The following is a 26,439-nucleotide window of genomic DNA, read 5'->3' as shown; positions in this document are numbered from 1 at the left end:
CCGGCACAGTACTTTCCCCGCCCCCTTTTCCTGTTTCCACTCAAACCTTGAGCCCATTCGGGCCATAAACTCGCCAACACGGTCAATAAACCAGCAATACGCACTTAACCCCACACCAAGTGTTGACTTGCCGTGCTGCGTCTCGTTATCTAAGGGATTCTGTACTGGATAACAACAACTGCGAGCTCATGCCGTCCGCTAATCTGTCAGCCTCTCTGAAGCATAAAACCGTCGCGCCTTTCTGGCTGGAATACCTGCTGGATGCCGCTTTGCGCGCCGGCGTGGACCTGAGCTATGCGCTGGTGGAGTCCGGGATCAGCAACGACGACCTGGAAGATCCCCAGTCGCGGATTTCCATGGCCATCGAAAACCCGTTACTGAAACAGGCCATCGCTGGCAGTGCAGATCCGCTATTTGGGCTGCATATGGGGGAAGGCATCCGTCCGCGCTTCATGGGCGAGCTGGGTTACGCCAGCATGTCCAGCGCCACGCTGGGGGATGCCATCGAGCTGATGATTCCCTTTATGAAAGTCACCACCGAATACGCCCAACTGCGTTTCGAGTGGCGCGAACAGGATGGCGATAAAACGCTGTGGCTCATCTGGGAAAGTGATCTGGAAGACCTGCCCACCTACCCGGCCCGGGTCGACGCCAATTTCGCCGCGGCCATCGTTTACGGCCGCTGGTTAATTGGCCAGGAACTGAACCCGGCACGCATTCTCTTCAAACACCCGCCACAGGGCGACGAAGCCGAGTACCAGCGCATTTTCCGTTGCGACGTTACCTTCGGCCAGCCGGAAAATGCCATCGTATTACCCGGCCACCTGCTGGACCTACCCCTGCGTGATGCCGACCCGGAAGTGCACAAGGTCGCCCGCTCACGCATGCAACGGGCGGTTACCCAGTACCACGCCCGCGACAACCTGCTGGAACAGGTGCGCCTGGAAATCCAGAAACGTCTGCAACAGGGCGTCCCGCAGCTGGAGCCCATTGCCGACCAGCTGGGCGTCAAACCCTGGACTCTGCGCCGCCAGCTACGCGCCGAAAACACCGACTTTTCCAGCCTGCTGGAAGATGAGCGCCGCCGCCTGGCCTGCGACTGGCTGCTGCACAGCGAACGCTCCGTGAACCAGATCGCCCTGGATTTGGGGTACTCCGAACAAAGCGCGTTCAACCGCGCCTTTAAACGCTGGTTTGATATGACGCCGGTGCAATACCGTGACAGCCAGGGCAGTCACACCTTCAACGATTGAGCCCCCCGCCACTGACGCTTGCACTGACCTAACGTCAGCCCCTGTGCAAAGCCGTTGACCAGGGTGCCGCCCAGCCGGCCCTGCAGCAGCCGTGAGGACACCGGGAGCAACCCGTAAAAGAGCGCCCCAAGCCGGGAAACCTGTTGCAGCTCCTCCCGCCAACCCGCCAATGCACGGGGATAGAAGACATCCGGCCTTTCGCCCAGTATCGCTTGTGCAGCGAGCTGACCACTAAGCACGGCTCCGTAAATCCCCTCCCCCAGCAACACTTCCGTGCAACCCGCCGCATCGCCCACAAACAACACGCGCCCATTGGCCAGCCGGGTGTGTGGTAGCCAGGTCCCCAGCGGGTAGCCCGCCACATGCTTCGCCTCAGCCCCCAGGCGCGCCTGGCAATAGCGCTGAAGCGCAGAGCGCTGCGGGGCAGCCGCCCCGTGTCGCCACACATAAAGCCCCACATTCACATGATCGCCCTTGGGAAACAGCCAGCCGTAACCACCACGGATAACACCAAAATCCAGTGTCATGGGCGGGTAGTCCCGCACGCTTTCCCGAGGCACACAGCCTTCGATGGCCATGGCACCAGCCGGGTGACGCTCCCCCAGCAGCCGGGCCACAGCACTATTGGCACCATCCGCTGCGATCAACCACGGCGCTGAAAAGACTGCCCCCTCACGGGTCTCAATGCGCACGCAGTCTGCCCGCTGCTCCAAGCCTGTCAGGCCTGCCGTCTCATGGAATACGGCGCCCTGGGCCTCCGCCTGGCAACGGCAAAACGCATCCAGCTCGGCCCGCTCCGTCATCACACAGAACGGCGTGGCGCTGCTGAGGTGACGCACCGGCGAGGACGAATGACTCACCGCCAGGGAAGTAACCGCTTCGCGCACCACCGGCGAAATGCTGAATCGGTAGCGCGCCACGGCTTTCTCGGTAACCCCGCCCGCACAAGGTTTTCCCCGTGACGGGGGGCGGGAAATCACGGCCACTCGCAACCCGGCCGCAGCCAGATCCCAGGCCGCTGCACAGCCCGCCTGACCGGCGCCGACAATCAACACATCCCAGTTCGTCATATATCTCCCCCCGATTCCGTGCGATTAGCCGCCGGGTCCTTTATAATGCGCGCCGTCCGGGACCCTGACCCACGGACCTTGTTCAGCGGTCCCCTCGGTTTCAGCCACATAAGTTCTCCCGAATTAAAGCTAGGAGATTGTTCATGAAAGCACCCGTACGCGTAGCCGTCACCGGCGCCGCTGGCCAAATCAGCTATTCCCTGCTGTTCCGCATCGCTTCCGGCGATATGCTCGGCAAAGACCAGCCCGTTATTCTGCAGCTGCTCGAAATCACCCCTGCTCTGGAAGCCCTGAACGGGGTCATCATGGAGCTGGAAGATTGCGCATTCCCGCTGGTTGCCGGCATCACCGGTACCGACGATGCCAACGTGGCCTTCAAAGACGCCGATTACGCGCTGCTGGTTGGTGCTCGTCCGCGTGGTCCAGGCATGGAGCGTAAAGACCTGCTGGAAGCTAACGCAGCCATCTTCTCCGCCCAGGGTAAAGCCATCAACGACAATGCCAGCAAAGGCATCAAGGTTCTCGTTGTCGGTAACCCGGCCAACACCAACGCCCTGATTGCCCAGCGCAACGCGCCGGACATCGATCCCCGTCAGTTTACTGCCATGACCCGCCTGGACCACAACCGCGCCATGGCGCAGCTGGCCAACAAGCTGGGCAAAACCGTCAATGACGTGAAGAAAATGCTCATCTGGGGCAACCACTCTTCCACCCAGTACCCGGATCTGCACCACTGCGAAGTGGACGGCAAAGTAGCCATCGACCAGGTCGAGCAGGACTGGTACGAAAGCGACTACATCCCGACTGTTCAACAGCGTGGTGCGGCCATCATCAAGGCCCGTGGCGCTTCCTCTGCCGCCTCTGCTGCCAACGCCGCTGTGGACCACATGCGTTCCTGGGCACTGGGCACCGACGAAGGTGACTGGGTTTCCATGGGTATCTACAGCGATGGTTCCTACGGCATCCAGGAAGGCCTGATCTACTCCTTCCCCTGCACCTGCAAGGATGGCGACTGGACTATCGTTCAGGGCCTGGAAGTCAACGACTTCTCCCGTGGCAAGATGCAAGCCACCGAGCAGGAACTGGCGGAAGAACGTGACGCCGTTTCTCACCTGCTGCCGTAAGGCTCAGGTCGGGCAATAAAAAAAGGGGCTCTCAGGAGCCCCTTTTTTGTGCCGCTACGCGGCTGCTACACAGTTTACGCAACAGGCAGCACGCGATCAGTATTCGGAATAATCCATCTGCTGCATCTGGGCCTGTTGTGAATACTGCGCATAGTTGGCCATGGTGATCGGGAACAGCACACCGAAATAGCCCACCATCAACAACAGCACAATCACGAAAGCGGCTTTTACGCCACCGGAATTGCCGACCGGAGCGGCGCCGTACTGGTTGCTGCCTACGCTACCGCGTTTGAACAACATCACCAGACCCAACACCAGGTTGGCAATCGGCACCAACATGAGCAGGCTCAACCAGCCACTGGCGTTGATGTCATTGAGACGACGCACCATGTAGCCCCAGCTCATCACCATCACACCAATGAACGCCACGGTGGCGATCAGCCCCATGATCATTGCCCCTGCGCCAATGGCACTGTCACCGGCACTCATGATGCCCGGGATCACAACTGCAGCTGCGACACCCAGCACCAGATAGAACAATAAGGTCAGACCAGCGGCATAGACGAAATAACGCATACGGCCGATCCGCCCTGACAGAGACAGGAATTTGGGTTGATAGGTGTCCTGGTTACCGGCAACAGCAACATCTGCATTGGGTGCCTGATAGGGTTGGTTCATGGGTACTCCCCCTGGGGTTCAAGGTTTAAAAAAACAATCAAAGATTAATGCGTCGCCTCTACGGCGTATGGCGTTGACCAAAGTCATCCATGGCGCGCAGCAAATCCCGGCGACTGATCTGGCCGATCAGTTTTCCGTTGTCCAGCACCGGTAACCGCCGGCGATGATCCGCGAGAAAAATTTCTGCCACATCGAGAATGGAATCCGAGCCTTCCACGGTCTGCAGATCCACACTCATATACTCTTTTACCGAACCGATTTCGGTGCCGTGGTAGCTAGCTTCCAGCGCTCCCTTGAGGCAATCGGATTCGGAAAAGACCCCCACCACACGGCCCGTATCATCCACCACCGGGCCGCCGGAAATTTGATTTTCCAGCAATACACGAATGGCTTCACTCACGGACATATCGGGGGAAAAGGTGACCAGACGGCGGCTCATGTACTCCGCCACGTGCATGGACTTGAGCATAATTCTTCCCTGTGCGGTGGTAGCCGGCATCATGCCGGCCATGGGGTGTGCTGTTCTTTATAGCAGGATTCGTGACAGGAATCGCTAATGGCTGAGGCTACACCAACGCCTTCGGCGCAGTGATAATACCGTTGTTATCGGCATAAACAAATTCACCCGGGCGGAACGTCACGCCGCCAAAGGAGATGTCGATATTCAGCTGCCCTTCGTCACGGCGAACGGATTTAATCGGCACACAGCCTTGAGTGATAACGCCGATGTCCAGTGTCGCCAGCGCATCCACGTCGCGGCAGGCACCGTAAATGATGACCCCTTCCCAGCCGTTTTTTACCGCGTTCTCCGCGATCATGTCGCCGATCAGCGCGTTGCGCAGGCTGCCACCGCCATCAACCACCAGCACCTTGCCTTTGCCATCGGTCCCCAGGTGTTCTTTCACCCGGCTGTTGTCTTCGAAGCATTTCACCGTAACGATTTCACCGCCAAAGGCAGAACGGCCACCGTAACTGAGCCAGTTAAGGCCGGTTACTACGGAAACACTGTCCGCATTATCATCACAAAGATCGCAGGTCACAAAGGTCATACTGACTCCTTCGGTTTTCTTTCAGGTTACGACCAGAGCTCAGTCCGCCCGGGTCACTTTCTCGCGGAATTTACCGGCAAAGACCAAAAAGTCCCGGTAACGCAACCGGTACAACCCTGTATCCGGGCCGACCAATGCCATGCCGACCATGGCATCCGCTACCTTGCGGCTATCCACGGGCAACCAGTGGGCATCAGTCCACCGTGTCAGGGGCTCAACAATGCGGTTGACGATGTTGCCCCAGTCTTCAGCCGGGCGCTTGTCTTCACGTGCGCCGCGCAGCAACGATGGCTGCAAAATGGCCAACAAAGGCAATTCGAGCTTAATAAGCGCACGCTCCATCTGCCCTTTTACTCGCGAATAGAAAAACGGCGAGCGGGCTTTGGCATTCACTGCCGACACCACCAGAAAGCGTTGCACGCCAGCACGACGGGCCATGTTGCCCGCCAGTACTACCAGGTCGTGATCCACATGGCGAAACGCCTGCCGGGAACCGGCCTTCTTCATGGTGCTGCCTAAACAGCAAAATACATCGTCCACCTGAAACTGTGACTGGCAGGCTTCGATATTATCGAAATCCACCTCATGTACATCCAGCTTGGGGTGCTTCACGGATAACGGTCGGCGTGTCAGAACACATACCCGTTGGTAATCATCACTGGCCAACAGGTTTTCCAGGCAATCACGACCGACCAGCCCGGTTGCCCCCAGCAGCAAGGCTTTTCTTGTCATTGTTCTTCCTCGTCTTTAGCCGGCTGCTCTGGCAGCCAGCGTCGTAACACCGTTTCCAGTGCATCCAGGTGCACCGGCTTGGCAAGAAAATCATCCATGCCCGCAGCCAGGCAACGGGCCTGAACCCCTTCCGCCGTATTGGCCGTAACCGCCACAACCGGTGTGCGCAGACTCGCCTTGTCCTGCTCGATTTCACGCAAACGCCGGGTCACTTCAAAACCGTCCATTTCCGGCATCATGCAATCCATCAACACCAGGTCGAACGGTTCCTGTTCCAGCAACGCCAGCGCGGTTTCCCCGTTACTGACGGTTTTCACCTGAAAACCCAGTTTGCTTAGCATGCCCCGGGTTACCAACTGGTTCACTTCGTTGTCTTCCACCAGCATCAGCCGGAAACGTTTGCGCCGCTGGCGCTCTTCCGGTGTCTGCAGTGGCGCATCCCCCACCGGCATTTGCCGTTGCAGGCCCACCAGCCGCGCCAGCCCCTGGCGCAATACAGTACGATGAACCGGACGCACCAGCACCACCAGGTCATGCTTATCGATAAGCTGTTGCACCGCCGCATGGCTGCGCTCTTCAATGGTCGCCAGCAACACCAGGCGCACCGGTCGCAGCGAGGGGTCTTCGAGTACATTGCGACACAGATTCAATGCCAGCTCGGGGCGCGACCAGGTATCGACAAACAACACATCGAAATCGCTTTGCTCGCGATGGCCGGCGCGCAGTGCCTGCAAGGCGTGATCGTAGCCCATGGCAGATGATGCCTGGCAATCCAGCGCTTCCAGTTCTTCCTGAATGCTGGCTACGGTACCCGAAGCGGCCCCGACAACCACCGCCTGGGCACCATCCAGTGCCCGTATCAGGCTCTGCGCTTCACGCATGTCCGGCTGCATCTGCACCGGAACCGTGAACCAGAAGGTGGAGCCCTCACCCGGGACACTCTCCGCCCCCAGGGCGCCGCCCATGGCGTCAATCAGGCCCTTGCAGACCAGCAGGCCGAAGCCGGTGTGGTGGCTGCTGTACACGTCCTGGCCATCTTCAATGAAGCGATCCTGAAACAGATGACGCAGGGTTTCCGGGTCCATACCGGCCCCCTGATCACTGACCCGCACGCGCAACACGCCGCCACTTTCCCCTTCCACGGTGAAATCCACATCCAGGCGGATCTCGCCCTGCTCACTGAACTTGATGGCGTTGCTGAACAGATTATTGAGCACCTGCATCAGACGTTCGCGATCGCCGCGGATGCGCTTGGGCAGCATGCGGTCAATCACGCAGCTCAGTTCCAGCCCGGATGACTGGGCCATGGGACCAAAGGCTTCCAGCGATTGCTCAATCGCCGCACGGAAATCAAAATAATCCGAATTGAGGGTAATGCGTCGGGAAAGGATGCGGGAATAATCCAGCACGTCATCAATCAAGGTGAGCAACAGCTTGCCACTCTGCCCTGCCACCTGCAGGTAGTCTTTCTGTTCATCGTTAAGGCGGGTGTCTTCCAGCAACGACATCATACCCATCAGGGAATTCATCGGTGTACGCAGTTCATGGGCCAGACGATACACCAGGCTGAGCTGGACTTCGGTACTGCTGCGCACCGGCTGTTTGCGATCCAGTGGCCCTCGACGCTCCCGCGTCATTGCGTGCCAGAAGGTTTCGTATTGCCCCCGATAAAGCCGGAACAGATAGAACGCATAGGAGCCGATCAGTACCGCCAGCACCCAGTCATGCAAGCTGCCGGCAAACAATAAAACCGCCAGCGTCGGCAGGAACATCAACACGATATAAGCTTGCCGAACGCGCAGCCCGGCCATCCAGGAGCTGCCCAGGGCCGTGGTCACGCCCACGTTATAAAGAATCACCACAAAGAAATTGAAGCCGGTGCCCAGCCGCCAGATTAACCAGGCCGGCAGCAGCCCCCATAACAGGGCGTGCAATGCCAGCCCCACCCCGAACAGGCGCCGCCAGCGCGCCGGGCCAGCCCCATAGAGGGCATCGAAACGCGCCACCAGCCACAGCCGATAGGCGGTAACCAACAGGACGGCGCCACCGCCTATCAGCGCTTCCAGCTCGAAGCTCTGGTAGACCTGCCCCCAGGCAAAGACAAGCGCATAAACCAGAAGGGCCGCCAGGACTCCCATCAAGGAGTTCTTGGCGGCCCCGTAATCTACGCGTTTAAGAACCTTTCGATCTTTCTTGTATGGCACTGTGTTTTGTTCCGCAGAAACTGGAAAAACCGGTTTCGCGCTACGTTAACACCGCCTCATCAGACTGGCTAGAGCCTATTGCCCACGCCTCCGGTCCGCTTGCGACGGTCCAGCGCGACCAGTAGTGGCACGAAAAAGAAGAAATCCACAATCAGCGCCATGGCGATGGTGATCGCAGACAACTGCCCCATGCTGGAATTGGGGTAAAAATGGCTGGTTCCGATCACGGCAAAGTTCGCCACCAACACCACCGATGTAGCCACCAGCGCCACACCGACAGTACGGAATGCGTACTCCACTGCCTGCTCGGTTTTGAGCCCCAATTCACGTTTGGCACGAACGTATTTGCTGAGGAAGTGCACGGTGTCATCCACCACGATCCCCAGCGTCATGCAGGCCACCACCGATACCGCCAGGCCAATCTCCCCGTTCACCAGCCCCCACAGCCCGAAGGCCATGGCCGCCGGCAACAGATTCGGCAACAGGGACAAGATGCCATAGCGCACCGAACGCAGCGCAATAACCAGCAACACCGACACGCTGATCAGCGCAATCAGCGCGCCGCTGAGCATGCTCTGGATATTGCGCATGGTGACGCGCCCAAACAGGATATCCATGCCCGTGCCTTTCGTTTGCATGGTTTGCGGCCAGTTGTCCTGCATCCAGGTTTCTACCCGGTCATTGAATTCCAGCACCGGGCGCGAGCCGATATTCTCCAGCATCACAATCACCCTGGCCTGCTCCTTGTCGATATCCAGCTGGTCTTCCAGCCCCAGCCCCTGGGGCAGCGACAGCTCATACAGCAAGGTGTACTGGGAAATCAGCTCGCGGGATTCAGGAATGCGGTACCAGGCCGGGTCACCACCATGCATGTCCCGGTTGAGTCGCTTGATCACATCCGTATAGGCAGTCGCGTACACCACCTCATCCTGCTGTTCCAGCCACACGGTCAAATCATCAATGTGCTGCAGATAGGCAGGCTCCATGGCCCCGCCGGACTCGCCGGAATGCACCGCGTAATCTATACGGTGCATGCCGGTAAGATTGTTCATGGCGAAATCATTAACCCGCCGCACTTCAAACGTCTCATCGAAGTATTCGTTGAACACATCATTGATGCGGTTAAGCCCGATACAGGCGGTCAGCACCACAACCACCACCGACATGCCCAGCAGCCAGGGTTTGAAGTGGCGGCTCAGGTGCCCGGCCAGCGCGCCCATCAGGGGCGCAAAATCCCGCTGCTTGCCGGGCTCGATACGGTGCGGCAACAACATCACCAGCGCCGGCAACAAAATCACCGAGAACACAAACGCCAGCAGCACCCCGATCAGCACCACATTCCCCAGCGCACGGAACGGTTGGGATTCGGAGAAGTTGAGGATGGCGAAGCCGATGGCCGTGGTAAAACTGGTCAGCCAGACCGGTTGCATGTTGATACGCAAACTTTCCAGCATGGCAGCCGCCCGCGCCTTGCCTTCCAGGCATTCATGGCGATAACTGGCGAGGATGTGTACTGAGTCCGCCACGGCCAGTGTCAGAATCATGGCCGGGGCCATGCCCACGATGGGCGAAAACTCGATCCCCAGCCACATGGCCACCCCCATGGCCGAGGCGATGGAAAAACCGATCACCATCACCGTCACTACCACAAACATGCCACTGCGCAGAATCAGCCACAGACACAGCAACATCACCACAAAGGCCAGCGGCAAGGTGGTGGCCATGGATTGCTCGGTGGCGTCAGCGGAAGCCTGGGAAAACACCACGGTGCCCGTGACCATAAACTCGATATCCGGGTAGCGCTCCCGGTAGGCCTGGGCCATCTCGCGGGCGGCGGCGGTAATCAGCGGGGCTTCGGTATTCCCCTCATCCATGGTCACCGTGGCCACGACACCGGCCACATGCCCCCGGTCAGAAACCAGCCGCCCGACCAGCGCCGGTTCTTTCAAGGCAATAGCGCGGGCGCGGGCAATGGCGTCCGGTGCCATTTGCTCAGCATCTTCCACCAGCGGCGCCACATACAGCTCGTCGCCTTCGACCTCGGTATGCTGAAAGTTGGTCAGGGAATCCACCCGGGTGGAATTAGGCAGCGTCCAGGCGTCGTCGGTGAGAGACTCGATCGCCTCCAGGGTTTGCGTTTCAAACACCTGATCGCTCTTCGGGTGCACCACAAACAGCACCACCTCATTGGCGGTAAAGCTGTCCTCCAGCGCCACGAACCGTTTGAAATCCGGGTTTTCCTGAGTGAAGAAAATACGCGGATCATTATTGTTGCGGAAACTCTGCAGCCCGGCGGCCATGGCCGCACACAGCGCAATACAGATAAGCAGCACCCACACCGGGTGTGCCACCACCCAACGACTCCACGTCTCTTTCATTGTTATTCCCACCGTCCCCTTACATTGAGCCCGGAGTCTAGGCACCGGTAAACATGGTGTCACGCACCAAAAAGGCCAAAACGCATACTTTACGTTAACGTAAACTTCCCCTAGGATTTCGCCATGAGCAAAAAACAGACCTACAGCATCGGCGAGCTGGCCCGGGAATTCGACGTGACCACCCGTACGATTCGCTTTTATGAAGACCAGAATCTGGTCAACCCGGCCCGCCGCGGGCAAACACGGGTCTACTCCCCCGCCGACCGGGTGACCCTGAAGCTGATCCTGCGCGGTAAACGGCTGGGTTTTTCCCTGGCCGAGTCCCGGGAATTGATTCAGATGTATCAACCCAGCGGCGATAACCGCAATCAGCTACTGGCCCTGCAAGACAAGATTCAGCAACGCCGTGACCAACTGAACCAGCAACTCAGAGATATTCAGGCACTACAGCAGGAGCTGGACGACGCCGACCAGCGCTGCGAAGACGCCCTCACCGCTTTGGAGAAACCTGACCATGTTTGACAGCAGCTTTAACTTTGATCTGGATGAAACCCTGGTGGCCCTGCGCGATAGCGTGCGCCACTTCGCCCAGAAGGAAATCGCGCCGATCGCCGCCGAGGTGGACCAGAGCAACCAGTTCCCGCTGGAGATGTGGAAGAAGCTCGGTGATTTGGGGGTTCTCGGGGTTACTGTCAGCGAAGAATACGGCGGCGCCAACATGGGCTACCTGGCCCACACCCTGGTAATGGAAGAGATCTCCCGGGCCTCTGCGTCCATTGGCCTGTCCTACGGCGCCCACTCCAACCTGTGCGTCAACCAGATCTACCTCAACGGTACCGATGCCCAGCGCGAGAAATACCTGCCCAAACTGGTCAGCGGCGACCATATCGGTGCCCTGGCCATGAGCGAGCCCGGTGCCGGTTCCGATGTGGTCAGCATGGGGCTGCGTGCCGATAAGCAAGGCGACCACTACGTGTTGAACGGCAACAAGATGTGGATCACCAATGGCCCCGACGCGCACACCTATGTGATCTACGCCAAAACCGACACCAGCGCCGGCCCGCGAGGTATCACCGCCTTTATCGTGGAGCGGGGTTTTGCCGGTTTTTCCCAGGCCCAGAAACTCGACAAGCTCGGCATGCGCGGGTCGAACACCTGCGAACTGGTATTCGAAGACTGCCACGTGCCGGAAGAAAACGTACTTGGCACCGTGGGCGAAGGCGTCAAGGTGCTGATGAGTGGCCTGGATTACGAGCGCACCGTGCTGTCCGGTGGCGCCACCGGCATCATGCAGGCCTGCATGGATGTGGTGGTGCCCTATGTCCACGAGCGTAAGCAGTTCGGCAAGGCCATCGGTGAATTCCAGCTTATGCAAGGCAAGATCGCCGACATGTACGTGATGCTCAACGCCAGCCGCAGCTACCTCTACAACGTGGCCAAGGCTTGCGACCGCGGCGAGACCAACCGCAAGGATGCCGCCGGCGTGATTCTCTACTGCGCCGAGAACGCCACCAAAATGGCACTGGAAGCGATCCAGACCCTGGGTGGCAATGGCTACATCAACGAATACCCCACCGGCCGCCTGCTGCGCGACGCCAAGCTCTATGAAATCGGCGCCGGCACCAGCGAAATCCGCCGCATGCTGATTGGCCGCGAGTTGTTTAACGAGACACGCTAACACGCCGCACGCACCACGCCTGCACGCGCCCACCAGCGTGGTCCGTGCAGGCGTGCAGCGTGTAAGCGAGGAATTCTATGCCCAAGATCAATAGCCAGATCAATCCCAACAGCCCGGACTTCCAGGCCAACCGGAAACACAACCTGCAGCTGCGTCAGCAATTGCAGGACAAGCTCGATCACATTGCCCATGGCGGTGGCGAAGCAGCCGAGCAGCGGCTTCGTGAGCGCGGCAAGCTGCCGGTACGCGAGCGCATCAATCTGTTGCTCGACCCGGGGTCCCCGTTTCTGGAAATCTCCGCCCTGGCCGCCGAAGGCGTCTACGGCGAAGACGTGCCCGCCGCCGGCTGCGTCGGCGGTATCGGCCAGGTGCAGGGTGTGGAATGCATGATCGTCGCCAATGACCCCACCGTAAAAGGCGGCAGCTACTACCCGCTCACCGTGAAAAAACACCTGCGCGCCCAGGCCATTGCTGCGGAAAACCGCCTGCCCTGTATTTACCTGGTGGATTCCGGCGGTGCCAACCTGCCCCGCCAGGACGAGGTATTCCCGGACCGCGAACACTTCGGGCGCATCTTTTTCAACATGGCCAACATGTCCGCCCGTGGCATTCCGCAGATCAGTGTGGTGCTCGGTTCCTGCACTGCCGGCGGGGCCTATGTGCCCGCCATGGCCGACGAAGTGATCATGGTGAAAGAACAGGCCACCATCTTCCTGGCCGGCCCGCCACTGGTAAAAGCGGCCACCGGCGAGGTGGTCACTGCCGAAGATCTGGGGGGTGCCAACCTGCACTGCGAACAATCCGGTGTGGCGGATCACCTGGCCGAAGACGAACCCCATGCGTTCGAGTTGGCGCGCCAATGCATCGCCCACCTGAACTGGCACAAACCGGACCAGGTAAAGCGCCTGCCCGTGCAGGCTCCGGCCTACGACCCGCAGGAGCTGTACGGTGTAATCCCCACCACCACCCGCCAGCCCATGCCTGCCCGTGAGTTGATTGCACGCATGGTCGACGGCTCGGAACTGGACGAATTCAAATCCCGTTACGGCACCACCCTGGTGTGCGGCTTTGCCCGCATCCACGGCTACCCGGTGGGCATTCTCGCTAACGACGGTGTGCTGTACTCGGAATCCGCCCAGAAAGGCGCGCACTTCATCGAGCTGTGCAACCAGCGCAAGATTCCCCTGCTGTTCCTGCAGAACATCACCGGTTTCATGGTCGGCCAGAAATACGAAGCCGAAGGCATTGCCAAGCATGGCGCCAAGATGGTCAACGCGGTGGCCTGTGCCACCGTGCCCAAGTTTACCGTTATCACCGGCGGCAGCTTTGGTGCCGGTAACTACGGCATGTGTGGCCGCGCCTATGATCCGCGCTTCATGTTCATGTGGCCCAACGCCCGCATCTCGGTAATGGGCGGCGAACAGGCCGCCAGTGTTCTTACCCAGGTAAAACAGGCCTCACTGAAGAAAAAGGGCCAGGCATGGAGCGATGAAGAGGCGGGACAATTCCAGGCGGACATGACCGAACGCTATGAAGAAATGGCGCAGCCCTGGTATGCCAGCGCCCGCCTTTGGGATGACGGCGTCATCGACCCCGCCGATACCCGCGACGTGCTGGGTCTGGCCATTTCCGCCAGCCTTAACGCACCGATTGAAGAAACACGCTACGGCGTGTTCCGGATGTGATTGAGAGACGCTTGCACGCCTCACGCTTCACGCAACACGGCTAAAGAGAGCAAGACATGAGTGTTACGACAGACATTGAAGGACACGTTGCCCGGATTACGCTGAATAACCCGGATAAGCGTAACGCCTTCGATGACATCATTATCGCCTCGCTCACCGAGGCGTTTGAAAAAGTCGGCGGCGATGACAGCGTGCGCGTTGTGGTGTTACAAGCCGCCGGCAAGCACTTTTCCGCCGGCGCGGACCTGAACTGGATGCGTGCCATGGGCAAGCTGGATGCGCAACAGAATCAGCAGGACGCCCTGCGCCTGGCCGCGCTGATGCAGGCCATTGATCAATGCGCCAAGCCGGTCATTGCCCGCGTACAAGGGGCCGCTTTTGGTGGAGCCTTGGGCTTGATCTGCGCGGCGGACATGGCCGTGGCAGCAGACAACGCCCGCTTCTGCCTCAGTGAAGTGAAACTGGGCATCGTACCTGCGGTGATCAGCCCCTACGTGGTTCGCGCCATGGGTCCGCGGCAGGCCAACCGTTATTTCATGACCGCAGAAGTGATCCCCGCTGACCGCGCACAACAGATCGGCATCGTCCACGAGGTCGTCAGCGAAGACGCTCTCGACAGCACCGTTGATGCGCTGGTGCAGTCTCTGCTCAGCGGCGGCCCGCTGGCACAGGTGGAAAGCCGTGCCTTGATTGCCCGCGTCAGTGATGGGCCCATCGACGGCGCCATGCTCAACGATACCGCCGCCCTTATCGCCCGGTTGCGTACCAGCGATGAAGGCCAGGAAGGGCTCAGCGCCTTTCTGGAAAAACGGAAACCGAATTGGATCTGACCCACTATCCGTAGGAGCGTCGCTGGCGGCGCGAAAGATTCAGCGTCGAGTTACGAGAAGCGAGTTTCGAAACACAAAACCCAAAGTTCCGGGAGTGTCAGATTTTCGCTTCTCGAAACTCGAGACTCGCAACTGACGTTAGCGCAGCTCGTACCCTGAAGGGTACAGAGCGCACTTCTGAAACAACATTGCCACCGATAATAGGCACCGCTATGGCAAAGATAAAAAAACTCCTGATCGCCAACCGCGGCGAAATTGCTCGTCGCATCATGCGCACCTGCCGCCAACAAGGCATAGCCACGGTGGCGGTCTATTCCGAACCTGATGCTACCCTGCCCCACGTAATGGAAGCGGACCAGGCCGTTTGCCTGGGGCCTGCTGCTGCCCGCGACAGCTACCTGGTCATCGACAAGGTGATTGCGGCGGCCCAGGCCACCGGGGCCGATGCCATCCACCCCGGCTACGGCTTTCTGTCCGAGAACACGGCCTTTGCTGCCGCCTGTGACCAGGCCGGCATCATCTTTGTGGGCCCCAATGCCCGCGCCATCGAAGTCATGGGCGACAAGGCCGCCGCTCGCCAGTTGATGGCAGAAAGTGGCGTGCCGGTTCTGCCCGGCTTCGATAAAGAAGGCGCCAGCGACAGCGAGCTGACCGCTGCCGCGGCAAAGGTCGGTTTCCCGCTACTGATCAAGGCCGTGGCCGGCGGCGGTGGCAAGGGCATGCGCGTGGTCAATGGTGCCGAGGAATTCGATGAAGCCCTGGCCGCCGCCCGCCGCGAAGCCAGTAACGCCTTTGGTGACGATCGGGTGCTGCTGGAGCGCTATCTGGCCACCGCCCGCCATGTGGAAGTGCAGGTGTTTGCCGATAACCATGGCAACGCTGTTCATCTGTTTGAACGCGATTGTTCGGTACAGCGCCGCCACCAGAAAATCATTGAAGAAGCGCCGGCTCCGGGTTTGGACGAGGCCACCCGCGACGCCTTCGGCCATGCCGCAGTGCAAGCCGCCAAAGCCATTGATTATCGTGGCGCCGGCACGGTGGAATTCCTTTATGCGCCTCCAGCGGCCGATAGCAACGCTGACGGCGGGCAGTTCTTTTTCATGGAAATGAATACCCGCCTGCAGGTAGAGCATCCGGTCACCGAGATGATCACCGGCGAAGACCTGGTGGCCTGGCAGCTGTCCGTGGCAGCCGGGGAACCACTGCCCAAACAGCAGGACCAGATTCAACGCCACGGCGCCGCCATGGAAGTACGTCTCTATGCGGAAAACCCGGAACAGGGCTTCCTGCCCTCCTCCGGCCTGCTCCGTCACCTGCGCTGGCCTCATGCCCAGAGCCGAGTCGATGCGGGCTACGAACAGGGCGATCGCGTGGACGAACACTACGATCCCATGATCGCCAAGCTGATCTGTCACGGCACGGACCGCAACGCCGCCCGCCAACAACTGATTCAGGCACTGGACGACCTGGAGCTGGAAGGCATCCACCATAACGCCGCCTTCCTGCGCCGGGTGCTCAACGACGCTGCCTTCGCCGAGGCCGAGCTGGATACCCGGTTGCTGGAACATCGTCCGCATTTGATGGAGGCCACCGCCGTCGACCCCGCCCTGCTGGCCCTGGCTGCGGCGCGCTTGCAGGCGCACCAGGCCACCGGTGACAGCCCCTGGCAATCCCTCAATGGCTGGCGCCCGCTGAATCAGCACCTGCGCCAAACCCGGGTGGAAGCAAACGGGGAACAATTCACCGTACGCGAAGACGGCCAGCAAGCCGCCATCGACGACCGCCGTGCTGCTGTCAGTTTTACCGTGGCGCCCGCCGGCCAACGTTTCAGCCTGCATTGGGGAACGGACAGTCTGTCGGCCCGCTTCGCCTGGCAAAATACTCACACCGTTATGCTCTTTGTGGGCGGCCAGGCCTACCCGGTCACCCTGAACCCCAGCCGTGATACTGCCCAGCATGCGGATGCTGGCGGCTTCAGTGCCCCCATGAGCGGCACCATTGTTGCCCTGCATGCAGCCCCCGGCGATAGCGTTGAAGCCGGCGATGCGGTGATTACACTGGAAGCCATGAAAATGGAGCACACCCTGCGCGCCACCGTGCCCGGCACCGTGAACGGCTTTGCCGTCGCCGCTGGCGACAGTGTCAGCGAAGGCACGGTGCTGGTGGAATTCAGTGCCCATGAAACCCACGCGAATACCGACAGCAAGGGAGAGACAGCATGAACGCCCCTCTCTGGCAGCCTGATGACAACAGTCAGCACACCCACCTGGCCGCTTTCTGGCAGCAGGCACGTAGCAACAGTGGCCTGCCCTTAACGGATTATCAGGCCCTGCATCGCTGGTCTGTGGAGCAACCCGACGCCTTCTGGCAACAGGTCTGGGATCACTGCGGTGTGGTCGGCCGGCCCGGCGATACCGTGCTGACGCCCGGCGAACGCTTTCAGGACGCCCGCTGGTTTGCCCACGGCGAACTCAATTACGCGGAAAACCTGCTCAAACGCAACGACACCCACCCTGCCGTGGTCAGCGTACTGGAAGATGGCAGCCGCAGTGTCATCAGCTATGCGCAACTGCGGGTGGCCGCCGGCAAAGTGGCCGCTCAACTCCTGGCCGCCGGCATTCAACCCGGAGACCGGGTAGCGGGCTTTATGCCCAACCGCACCGAAACCCTGATCGCTGCCCTCGGCGCCGCCTGGATCGGCGCAGTCTGGTCCTCCTGCTCCCCGGATTTCGGCGTCTCCGGGGTGCTGGACCGCTTCGGCCAGATCGAGCCCAAGGTGCTGCTGGCCTGTGATGGCTACCACTACAACGGCAAGTGGATCGACCTGGGCGAGCGCATAGACGCACTGCATGACGCCCTGAAACCGGAATTGTTGATTGTGGTGCCCGGGCGCGGCGATAGCAGCAGCGTTCCCCGGGCACTGATCTGGGGCACCTGGCTGGAGGCCGCCGGCCCTGCGCCTGACTTTATGCGCCTGCCCTTCGACCATCCGCTTTTTATTCTCTATTCCTCCGGCACAACCGGGCAGCCCAAGTGCATCGTCCATGGGGCTGGCGGCACCCTGCTTCAGCAGACCAAAGAGCTGCGCCTGCACGGAGATGTGCGCCACACCGACACCCTGTTCTACTTCACCACCTGCGGCTGGATGATGTGGAACTGGCTGATCTGCGGGCTGCACACCGGCGCTACTCTGGTGCTCTACGACGGCAACCCGGCCTACCCGGATACCGGCAGGTTGTTTGACCTGATCGACGCAGAAAAGATTACTCACTTCGGCACCAGCGCCAAGTTTGTTCAGGCGGTGGAAAAATCCGGTCTGCGCCCCAGGGACAGCCACGATCTCGGCACCCTGCGCACCCTGTTCTCCACCGGCTCGCCGCTACTCCACGAAAGCTACGACTACCTTTACCAGCAGGTAAAGCCGTCGTTACTGGTTAGCTCCATTTCCGGTGGTACCGACATTATTTCCTGCTTCGCACTGGGCAACCCGATGCTGCCGGTGTACCGCGGCGAGCTGCAGTGCCTCGGCCTGGGCATGGATGTGGCCGTATTCGATGATGACGGCGAGGCTCTTGCCGACAGTAAGGGCGAGCTGGTGTGCCGCAGTCCCTTTCCATCCTGCCCGGTGAGCTTCTGGAATGACCCGGACGGCCAGCGTTTTCACGCGGCCTATTTTGCCCGCTTTGAGGGCATCTGGGCCCATGGCGATTACGCCCAGCTGGTGCCTCATGACAGCCATCAGGGGCTGATTATCCATGGCCGCTCCGATGCAGTACTCAACCCCGGTGGGGTGCGTATCGGCACGGCAGAGATTTATCGCCAGGTGGAGACCCTGGCGGAAATCCGCGAAGCCATTGTGGTCGGGCAGCAATTCGACGGTGATGTGCGCGTGGTGTTGTTTGTGGTTCCGGCAGACGGCGTCGAACTGGATGACGCGCTTCAGGCCCGCATCCGCAAAGCCATTCGCCAGGGCGCCACGCCACGCCACGTGCCCGCAGTCATTCTGCCGGTTCCCGAAATCCCCCGTACGGTCAGCGGAAAAATCGTGGAGCTGGCGGTGCGTGAGGTGATCCACGGGCGCCCGGTTACCAACCGCAACGCCCTGTCCAATCCGCAGGCCCTGGCCCATTTTGCCCATCGCATTGAGCTAGAAACCTGACCACCCGGTCGCCGGGCCATTGACGGCCCGGCACAAAGGCGCATCATGGGCGCTGTACCGACAGCCATGACAGACCATAATGATAAAAAATACCGTCATACGAGCGCTGGCCACCGTCTTGCTGCTATGCGCTTCCCCCGCCCTCTGGGCCCAGATCATCACGCTCACCGGTGCCGACTTCAAACCGTTACTCGGCAAGCAAACCGGCCTGTATTCCTTCTTTGCCATGCAGGATGGCCGCCTCTCGCCGGTTCCCCATCAGTGGGTGCAATGGTCGAAAGAGGGCTATCCCTACTTCCAGGAAGACGACAGCACCCACCTGCTTGGTGACCCACTGCGAATCGATAGCGAAGACCGTCTGCTGCTGCGTTTTGAAGACGGCGGCCCGGCACTGAGCGGCCAGGTGTCAGAACAGGTTGTTGCCGATCTGGTGGTCACTCACAACGACCAGGAACATCATTTCTATCTGGTCAAAAACGCTTACCTGCAAAGCACCGAACGCTATGTGCAGTTCGATCCCAAAAGCATGACGATCAAAAGCACGGACTTTGCCTTGAGCATGGCGGACCAGAATTTGTTCAAGTGGAACGATTTCTATTTTCGCGGTTTCGAAGGGGAAAACGGCCAGCGCCAGAGTATCCTTGATACGCTCAAGTTACGTCTCAGCGCTGGCGTATTCGGAGAAAACAATCGCGTCACCCTGAACAACAACAACCTGGATCCGAAAGTAAAACAGATCATCAGCGGCCCATTGGCAGCCATGGTCTATGCCACCACTTCCGTCAAGGTGGCGCGGGTACCGGTACTGCGCATTCACAACTATTTCCTGGTGATGCCGCAACAGGTCGATATCCATAGCCGCTTCACCCTGCCCGGTATCGCCGACACCGTGCTGGAGCGCCCTGCGCTGGACATTTCCCTGGACGGCAACGATCTGTACGACAGCAAACTGGTTACCAGCTGGACTGGCAACCACGTTGCCATTACCGATGGCGTGCTATCCGAATCGGAAAAAGCCATGCTCGCCATGCCACTGAAAGGGAATAACTGGATCTGGTTTGGCACCGGCCGGGGCTTCGACATGCTGGCCCAACTGGCGTTCGTGAAGGGTTTCGATACCCCTGCCCGGCTGCTCTATCAGGACGATGCCAGCCAGGTGAATGAACCCGAAAGATTTGCCGGGCAATTACCCAATGTGGGCTTTTCGCTGACCGACATTCCGTTTGGTAAGGAATTTTATTTCATCACCCGAATGTACTACAGCCAGGACAGCAATGGCTTGCCGCCAGGCGTCTATGCAAAAAATCTGCTCACTGAACCAAAAGCTAGACTGTTAATGAAGTAAATGAAAAAAGCCTCTGATCCCAGAGGCTTTTTCTTTTAGTGATGGCTTAACCGGTGGTAGACCTCGTCCTTCAGCCGTATGCGGTCCTGCTTTAGCCGTTCCATCTCAGGATCCGAAATCGGGCTCTCGCGCATCTCCAGCCCCCGTATCTGTTTGTCCAGTTTGTCGTGCTCCAGAATCAGTGCCTTGAACGTGGGATCTGCGTTGGCAAGCTCGTCTATCTTCTGGTGAAAATCGGGAAATTCGTGATGAATGCTGTGATTTTCGCCCAACATGAAGGTCGCTCCTTTAATGGAAATGGCAGGCCAATCAATAGGACCGGCCCTGTTTATGCGACAAGCAGAAACGGGTCACCGTTCCCCTCAAGACTCCAAATCACCACATTTTCTGATTAGATTCAATCGCCCGTAGCCGTAAGATAAAAGTAAGCATGGCAGCACGGCCATGTTGGAGTCTGCACTACGTTGTCCCCCTGCAGTCTTGTCCTGCAGTGTTTGGTGGTAGTCGGTAAACCGTATCCATTTGCAGAACGGAGGCATGCACATGGCATTACCGAAATTAATCACCCGAGATCATCTGGAACACGGCCTGCTACGCACCAGCGACCGCTGCCACCACCCGGATGCCGGCCTGTTCGGCCCCGGCTCCGTTTGCTGGCAACTGATGCGCGAAAACCTCATGTGCCTGGCACAAGGCCGCGTATTGCTACTGGCGCTGGCAGACAGCCGCACCGCGCAATTGACCTCATCCGGAAACGACATGATCCAGCGCCTGCAACATACGCAGGTGTTCATGTTGAAACTGGTTTTCGGCAATCTGGACCAGGCGTTACTGACCCTGCAAAGCCAGCGCACCCGGCGCAAAACCCTGTTTGATGTGGAAGACAGCGACACCCTGTTATACATGCTTAGTGCGTGGATGGATTCGTGCCTGCGGGTCTACCAAAGCGTGATTGAGCCGCTTTCCACCGCCCACCAGGAACGGCTGTTTGAAGAAACCATGGTGATGGCCGAGGCACTGGGCATACCTCCACAGCGATTGCCCGCACACTGGCATGCCCATCAGCGTTGGTGGAATAAGCGGCTGGCCCGCAATGGCGCCATTCCCCGCCACCGTCGCCAGTTGGGGCATACCCTGATTCGCGAACAGGGCTACCCCGGGCGGCTCCCTTACGGGAGTTATCTTGGCCTGGCGTCTTTCCAGATTCCCGAGCACCTGCGCGAACAGTTTCGGCTGCCACAAACCGGGCTCGATGCCCATCGCAACTACCAGAAACACCTTCACCGGTTGATGGACCTGACCTGTCGGCTACCCGAGCGTCTGCGCTACCAACCGGCCTACCATGAAGCCCAGCAACGGCTCAGTGGTCGCGCCCGCGCCGATCTGCCAACCCGTTTGCTGAATCGTTGGTGGTCCGGGGAATCCGATCTGGTCAGCAGTGGCTGGTCGATTCCGAAAATCGACCGGCTCCCCAGCGCCAGTTATTGAAGCAGGAGACGCAACAGGCTTCACGCTGCACGTAACACCGCCGGCGTGTTGCTTGTTGCGTGAGGCCTGCAGCGTCTGCTTATTTAAAGCCGCGGTGTTCCTTGATCATTTCGTAGGCCTTGCTGATTTCTGCGGTTTTTTCCGTGGCCACGCGAATCATTTCTTCCGGCACGCCTTTGGCGGCCAGCTTGTCCGGGTGATGTTGGCTCATCAGCTTGCGGTAGGTTTTCTTGATCTCCTGGTTACTGGCGCTATCGGTGATACCCAGCACCTGATACGCCTGCGACAGGGACGGACGCGACGGCCCAGCGGCCTGCTGGCCACCCTGATAGGAGTGCCCGCCACGGGCGCCGGAAAACTGCGCCTGGGCCAGCAGCATATTGAGAATCTGCTGGAACTGGGCACGCGGCACGCCCAGGCCTTCGGCCACCCGTACCAGAATCGCTTCTTCGGCCGGGTCCAGTTCGCCGTCAGCCAATGCGGTTTGCAGCAAAATTTCCAGCAACACCAGAATCAGTTGCTTGCGATGTTTCACCGTTGTCGCAAACGCGGCCACGGTCTGCTCCAGGGGAAAATCGTCCTGCTTGCCCTGATTGAACAAGGCAATCGCCTGCTTGCGCTGCTCTTCGGACAGCTGCATGCGATCCATCACCGCTCTGGCCTGGGCAATTTCGTCCTCACTGACGCGGCCATCGGCCTTGGCCAGATGGCCCATGATCGTAAACGCCGTATCGAATAGCGCGGCCTGGACCTGCGACTGCTCACCGGGGCCATAGGGCCGAAACGGGTTGAAGGTCTGTACCCGTTCGGCGCCCTTGTCGAGCATATGCCCAATCAGCACGCCGATACCCAGGCCAATGGGCCCGCCCGCCAGCATGCCGAGCAGGCCAAGGATGATCTTTCCACCCCAATTGAATTGCATCACGGTTCCTGTTTGGTTGCGTTAAACCAGCCCAGGCTGGTTATTGTGTCGGCCCGGGGCCGGTACTCCGCACTCACCCAACCCGCATAATCCAGCGAGTCGATGTGAGCAAACACGGTATCAAAATGAATTTCGCCGCTGCCCGGCTCATGGCGCCCGGGATTATCGGCAAACTGAATATGTCCTATATGGGGACAAAGTTGCGAAAGAGAACGGCACAAATCCCCTTCCATGATCTGCATATGATAAAGATCGTATTGCAGGCGGATATTGTCGCGGCCCGCCGCATCGATCACCGCCATGGCCATGGCCGAGGTATCCACCAGAAAACCCGGCATATCCACCCGGGAGTTGATCGCTTCCAGTGTCAGGGTCAGCCCCTTGGCGGCGAACAGGTCCGCAGCAAAACGCAGGTTCTCCACCAGGGTTTCAAAGGCTACCTCTGCTGGCAGCGTTGCCGGTTTCAGGCCGGCCAGACAGTTTACCTGGCCGCAACCCAGCACCTCGGCATAGTCCATGGCGGTAAACACGCCTTCGCGGAATGCCTCGACCCGATCCGGCAAACACGCGATGCCGCGCTCTCCGGCATCCCAGTCCCCGGCCGGCAGATTGAACAACACCTGGGTCAGTCCGTTATCCGCCAGCAAGGATGCTAATTGGTCAGCAGGCCAGTCATACGGGAACAGGTATTCCACCCCCTTGAAGCCGGCAGCCGCCGCAGCGGCAAAGCGGTCCGGAAACGGTAACTCGGTGAACAACATGGACAGGTTGGCGGCAAAGCGTGGCATTACCCGTTCTCCTCTTTGGGATCTTCCTCCCCCGTGCCAGAGGACAAGCGAACGCCATTGAGCCTTTCCAGCTCCAGCAACAAGCCACTGTGATCAACATCGCCATGACCGCTGGCCTGCAAGGCGCGATATTGCTCGAACACCCGCTGACTGAGAGGAAGGGTCAACTCTTCAGCACGGGCCTCGTCCAGAATCATGCGCAAGTCCTTTAGCTGGATCCGCGCCGGGGCGCCGGGTTCGAAATTCCGGGCCAGCATGCGCTCGCCATGCTGCTCAAGAATCTTGCTGCCCGCAAACCCGCCCAGCAGTGCTTCACGCACTTTGTCCGGGCGTGCGCCTCCCTGGGCGGCCAGCAACAGGGCTTCTGAAACCGCGCCGATGGTAATGCCGACAATCGCCTGGTTCGCCAGCTTGGCCAGTTGACCGCTGCCCACCGGGCCAATATGCGTTGCCTTGCCCAGGGCCTGAAAAATCAGCCCTGCCCGGTCGAAGTCTTGATCACTCCCGCCCGCCATGATCGACAACGTGCCGGCTTCTGCTCCCCGGGTCCCGCCGGACACGGGCGCATCAAGATACCCCCCACCCTGTTGTGTCACCAGCGCCCCATGCCGACGCGCGGTGGCAGGCTCAATAGAGCTCATGTCGATGACCAGCGTGTCCGGGCGCAACCCGGCAATAGCACCACTCTGGTACAGCACCTGATCCACCACCGCGCCGTCTTCCAGCATGGTGATCACCACATCGGCCCCGGCCACCGCTTGCGCCGGAATGGCCGCAATGAGCGCTCGATCGGCAAACCGCTGCGCCTTGTCAGGAGTACGGTTCCATAAGGTGAGGGAAAAACCGGCATCCAGCAGTCGCGCCACCATGGGCGCACCCATCAGGCCGATGCCAAGAAAGCTGATATGAGGCATGAAATGTCCTGAACTAACGGAACGAAAAGTCTACGCGATTCACATCGGTGACTGTAGCCACGGGCTGGCCCGTCAATCAAAAAAGCCGCCCGTAGGCGGCTCTTTCAATCCGGGACACGATACCCGGAGCAACTCAGTGCTCAGGCCGACTGGCCGCGACGCCCACGCAGCCAGAAAACCACGGCCAGGATAATCGCCACTGATTGTGCGACCACACCTTGCACGGTCGGGTAGAGACCCAACCACTCGATGGTGGGCACGCCCAGGTAGAACGCACTGATCAGCCCGGCTTCCTGCAGGGCGGCAATGCCGTTGCCAAGCAGAATCACCGACAGGATCAGCAGCACAATGCTGGTCACGCGGAAGAACAGACTCAGGGGCAAACGCATGCCAATGCGGAAGACCAGGAAACACACCACCGCCAGCGCCAGAATGGCCGCCCCCATACCGTAAAACAGGTAAGGCTGAGTCGTCGCCGTCACCTGGCTCAACAGGGCCTCGTAGAACAGGATGGTCTCGAAAATTTCCCGGTACACGGAAATGAAGGACACGAAGGCCAAGACCCATATGGTGCCGCCGCCCAGGGCATTGTCCACCTTGCTCTTGATGTACCCCATCCACTTCTGGCTATTGCTGTTGCTGTGCATCCAGAAGCCCACATAAAACAGAATCAGCGCGGCCACGACACCGGCAAAGCCCTCGGTCATTTCCCGCGATGCCCCACTGAAGGTAATCAGCGTATTGGCCACATACCAGGTCAGGCCGCCGGCCACTAACGCCGTGATCCAGCCGTAGTGAATATGACGGGTCGCCTTCACCGCGTTGGCCTTGCGGGTAAACGTCAACAGGGCAGCCACCACCAGCAGGGCCTCCAGACCTTCACGGAAGAGGATGAAGAAGCTGGCAGACAGGGTTGCCGCCGGGCTCAGGCCGTCACCGGACAAGGCGTCACTGGCCCGGGCCAGGCCCTGTTGGGCTGCCGCCACCTTGTCGCTCACCTCACTGGCCTCACGATCCCGGTCGATGGCTTCACGTACCGCCATAAAGCGGGATTCCGCATTGCGCATCAGCTCGCTGTCCACCGCAGCCAGCTGCTGCTCAATCATTTCAAAACCGTCCAGATAGGCAGACAATGCCGCCGCCTTGGCGGCCTTCTTGTCACCGGCCTGATACGCCTTGTCGGCATCGGTCAGCTTGTCATGACTCAAGGCGATGAAACGGTTCTTGTTGAACAGCGCACCGGGGGTGCGGCGCAGGTACCCCAGGGCCGCATAGGCCTTCGGGCCTTGCTCCTTGAGCACATCTTCTGGAGCCTGAGCCACCAGGGTGTCCAGGGTAAGAGCGCTTTTCATGCCAGGCACGGTGCTGAAAACCTGTTCGCCCTCCTCGGCCACCTGATCGGTGACCGCCTTGGCCCCCACATAAAAAGCCAGTGCCCAGCGGTCTTCCTCACTCAAGGTATCTGCGTAGGCCGCCATGCCAGTGCCGTCGACCCCTTGGGTGATGGTGGTATGCAGCCCCAGCAGTGAACGGCCGTTATAGCGCTCCACCTCGGTAAAGTCCGTGGGCGCCGGCTCCAGCGCCACGCCAGCCGGCCCATCCCCCTTGCCTTGCGCACCGTGACAGGCCGCGCACTGACTCTGGTACAGCGCGGCCGCGTGTGCCTGGTCCGGCGCTTTTTTCGGGGACACGGGAATGCCGTACACACTCACCAGGGTCGCGCGGATAGACTGCGCCAGACCCTTGATCTCACTCTCCGCCGCTTTATCGGCCACCGCTTGATGCAGGTCACTGGCCTGGGTTTGCAGGGTCTGCTTGCCTTCAGCCTCCGGCAGTTCTGCCACCCCTTCGGCCAGCAGCACGGAGAATTCCGACATTTCGGCATATTCTGCCGGGCTGACAATCTCGCCATCCACCACAGCATTGATATAGTCCGCCCCCACATACTCGACCAGCTGGACAAGGGCTGTCTGGTTGGCGGCATGGGCAGGCAGGGAAAAACAGAAAAACGCGAGCAGGACCCCGAAGAAAGGGCGGGCCAGGAAGGTGCGCGGCATAGGCGTGAACTCGATTCAGTGCATTAAAGGCGAGTCATTATCATTTATGTTTTCGCCTGCATCAAGCCAGTCACGACTCTTAATA

The 26,439-nt window shown here is 59.7% G+C and carries 22 protein-coding genes; 10 read left to right on the top strand and 12 right to left on the bottom strand.

What is annotated here, in order from left to right; genetic code table 11:
• The first annotated feature begins 188 nt into the window (after positions 1-188).
• On the top strand, positions 189-1,253 hold the full coding sequence (locus F1529_RS13600; RefSeq protein WP_155135433.1) for an AraC family transcriptional regulator: 1,065 nt from the start codon (positions 189-191) through the stop codon (positions 1,251-1,253).
• On the opposite strand, the gene F1529_RS13595 is transcribed toward F1529_RS13600, so the two are convergent.
• The gene (locus F1529_RS13595; protein ID WP_155135431.1) at positions 1,235-2,323 is read right to left on the bottom strand and encodes a geranylgeranyl reductase family protein; all 1,089 of its coding nucleotides are present in this window, start codon (positions 2,321-2,323) and stop codon (positions 1,235-1,237) included. The two genes, F1529_RS13600 and F1529_RS13595, sit on opposite strands and share 19 nt — an antisense overlap.
• Positions 2,324-2,466: 143 nt before the next feature.
• Between F1529_RS13595 and F1529_RS13590 the strand changes: the two genes are divergently transcribed.
• A complete protein-coding gene (locus F1529_RS13590; protein WP_155135429.1) occupies positions 2,467-3,447 on the top strand; it encodes a malate dehydrogenase in 981 nt (326 codons plus the stop codon).
• A gap of 96 nt (positions 3,448-3,543) precedes the next feature.
• Here F1529_RS13590 and F1529_RS13585 read toward each other — a convergent pair whose 3' ends face one another.
• The 6 genes from F1529_RS13585 to F1529_RS13560 all read right to left on the bottom strand — a co-directional run bounded on the left by F1529_RS13585 (position 3,544) and on the right by F1529_RS13560 (position 10,488).
• Complete coding sequence (locus F1529_RS13585; protein WP_155135427.1) at positions 3,544-4,125, bottom strand: DUF805 domain-containing protein; 582 nt, start codon at positions 4,123-4,125, stop codon at positions 3,544-3,546.
• Between the two features lie 58 nt (positions 4,126-4,183).
• Positions 4,184-4,636 (bottom strand): CBS domain-containing protein, encoded by a 453-nt coding sequence (locus F1529_RS13580; RefSeq protein WP_007151151.1) that lies wholly within the window; start codon positions 4,634-4,636, stop codon positions 4,184-4,186.
• A gap of 55 nt (positions 4,637-4,691) precedes the next feature.
• On the bottom strand, positions 4,692-5,174 hold the full coding sequence (gene rraA / locus F1529_RS13575; RefSeq protein ID WP_007151266.1) for a ribonuclease E activity regulator RraA: 483 nt from the start codon (positions 5,172-5,174) through the stop codon (positions 4,692-4,694).
• A 39-nt stretch (positions 5,175-5,213) separates the two neighbouring features.
• Positions 5,214-5,906: an NAD(P)H-binding protein gene (locus tag F1529_RS13570; RefSeq protein ID WP_155135425.1), complete on the bottom strand. Its 693-nt coding sequence runs from the start codon at positions 5,904-5,906 to the stop codon at positions 5,214-5,216.
• Entirely contained in the window at positions 5,903-8,044 is a 2,142-nt protein-coding gene (locus tag F1529_RS13565; protein WP_155135423.1) for a response regulator, read from the bottom strand. The genes F1529_RS13570 and F1529_RS13565 overlap by 4 nt, the downstream gene beginning before the upstream one ends.
• Before the next feature lie 134 nt (positions 8,045-8,178).
• Complete coding sequence (locus F1529_RS13560; protein ID WP_155135421.1) at positions 8,179-10,488, bottom strand: RND family transporter; 2,310 nt, start codon at positions 10,486-10,488, stop codon at positions 8,179-8,181.
• Between the two features lie 123 nt (positions 10,489-10,611).
• Here F1529_RS13560 and F1529_RS13555 point away from each other — a divergent pair, with 123 nt between their 5' ends.
• From F1529_RS13555 to F1529_RS13525, 7 genes are all read left to right on the top strand, one after another.
• Positions 10,612-11,010 (top strand): MerR family DNA-binding transcriptional regulator, encoded by a 399-nt coding sequence (locus F1529_RS13555; protein ID WP_007149116.1) that lies wholly within the window; start codon positions 10,612-10,614, stop codon positions 11,008-11,010.
• A complete protein-coding gene (locus F1529_RS13550; protein WP_007149972.1) occupies positions 11,003-12,166 on the top strand; it encodes an isovaleryl-CoA dehydrogenase in 1,164 nt (387 codons plus the stop codon). Before F1529_RS13555 ends, F1529_RS13550 begins: the two co-directional genes overlap by 8 nt.
• Before the next feature lie 77 nt (positions 12,167-12,243).
• Positions 12,244-13,851 carry a carboxyl transferase domain-containing protein gene (locus F1529_RS13545; protein WP_155135419.1) on the top strand — a complete coding sequence of 536 codons (1,608 nt, stop codon included), beginning with the start codon at positions 12,244-12,246 and terminating at the stop codon, positions 13,849-13,851.
• Between the two features lie 56 nt (positions 13,852-13,907).
• Positions 13,908-14,681, top strand: coding sequence for an enoyl-CoA hydratase/isomerase family protein (locus tag F1529_RS13540; protein WP_155135417.1), 774 nt, complete (start codon positions 13,908-13,910; stop codon positions 14,679-14,681).
• Positions 14,682-14,893: 212 nt separating this feature from the next.
• Positions 14,894-16,903, top strand: a complete 2,010-nt coding sequence (locus F1529_RS13535; protein ID WP_155135415.1) for a biotin carboxylase N-terminal domain-containing protein — start codon at positions 14,894-14,896, stop codon at positions 16,901-16,903.
• A complete protein-coding gene (locus F1529_RS13530; RefSeq protein WP_155135413.1) occupies positions 16,900-18,840 on the top strand; it encodes an acetoacetate--CoA ligase in 1,941 nt (646 codons plus the stop codon). The genes F1529_RS13535 and F1529_RS13530 overlap by 4 nt, the downstream gene beginning before the upstream one ends.
• 79 nt (positions 18,841-18,919) lie before the next feature.
• A complete protein-coding gene (locus F1529_RS13525) occupies positions 18,920-20,185 on the top strand; it encodes a hypothetical protein (protein WP_007151380.1) in 1,266 nt (421 codons plus the stop codon).
• 35 nt (positions 20,186-20,220) lie between these two features.
• On the opposite strand, the gene F1529_RS13520 is transcribed toward F1529_RS13525, so the two are convergent.
• Positions 20,221-20,460 (bottom strand): YdcH family protein, encoded by a 240-nt coding sequence (locus tag F1529_RS13520; protein ID WP_007149535.1) that lies wholly within the window; start codon positions 20,458-20,460, stop codon positions 20,221-20,223.
• 268 nt (positions 20,461-20,728) lie between these two features.
• Here F1529_RS13520 and F1529_RS13515 point away from each other — a divergent pair, with 268 nt between their 5' ends.
• Positions 20,729-21,673 carry an oxygenase MpaB family protein gene (locus tag F1529_RS13515; protein ID WP_155135411.1) on the top strand — a complete coding sequence of 315 codons (945 nt, stop codon included), beginning with the start codon at positions 20,729-20,731 and terminating at the stop codon, positions 21,671-21,673.
• A gap of 79 nt (positions 21,674-21,752) precedes the next feature.
• Here F1529_RS13515 and djlA read toward each other — a convergent pair whose 3' ends face one another.
• The 4 genes from djlA to F1529_RS13495 all read right to left on the bottom strand — a co-directional run bounded on the left by djlA (position 21,753) and on the right by F1529_RS13495 (position 26,354).
• Positions 21,753-22,595 (bottom strand): co-chaperone DjlA, encoded by an 843-nt coding sequence (gene djlA / locus F1529_RS13510; RefSeq protein WP_155135409.1) that lies wholly within the window; start codon positions 22,593-22,595, stop codon positions 21,753-21,755.
• Complete coding sequence (gene hyi, locus F1529_RS13505; protein WP_155135407.1) at positions 22,595-23,383, bottom strand: hydroxypyruvate isomerase; 789 nt, start codon at positions 23,381-23,383, stop codon at positions 22,595-22,597. The genes djlA and hyi overlap by 1 nt, the downstream gene beginning before the upstream one ends.
• Positions 23,383-24,297: an NAD(P)-dependent oxidoreductase gene (locus F1529_RS13500; RefSeq protein ID WP_155135405.1), complete on the bottom strand. Its 915-nt coding sequence runs from the start codon at positions 24,295-24,297 to the stop codon at positions 23,383-23,385. Before F1529_RS13500 ends, hyi begins: the two co-directional genes overlap by 1 nt.
• A 140-nt stretch (positions 24,298-24,437) precedes the next feature.
• Positions 24,438-26,354: an FTR1 family protein gene (locus tag F1529_RS13495; RefSeq protein ID WP_155135403.1), complete on the bottom strand. Its 1,917-nt coding sequence runs from the start codon at positions 26,352-26,354 to the stop codon at positions 24,438-24,440.
• Positions 26,355-26,439: the final 85 nt, after the last annotated feature.

Origin of the sequence: Alcanivorax sp. VBW004 (assembly GCF_009718865.1) — a bacterium.
GTDB lineage: Bacteria > Pseudomonadota > Gammaproteobacteria > Pseudomonadales > Alcanivoracaceae > Alcanivorax.
This window is presented reverse-complemented; position numbering and strand designations above follow the sequence as displayed.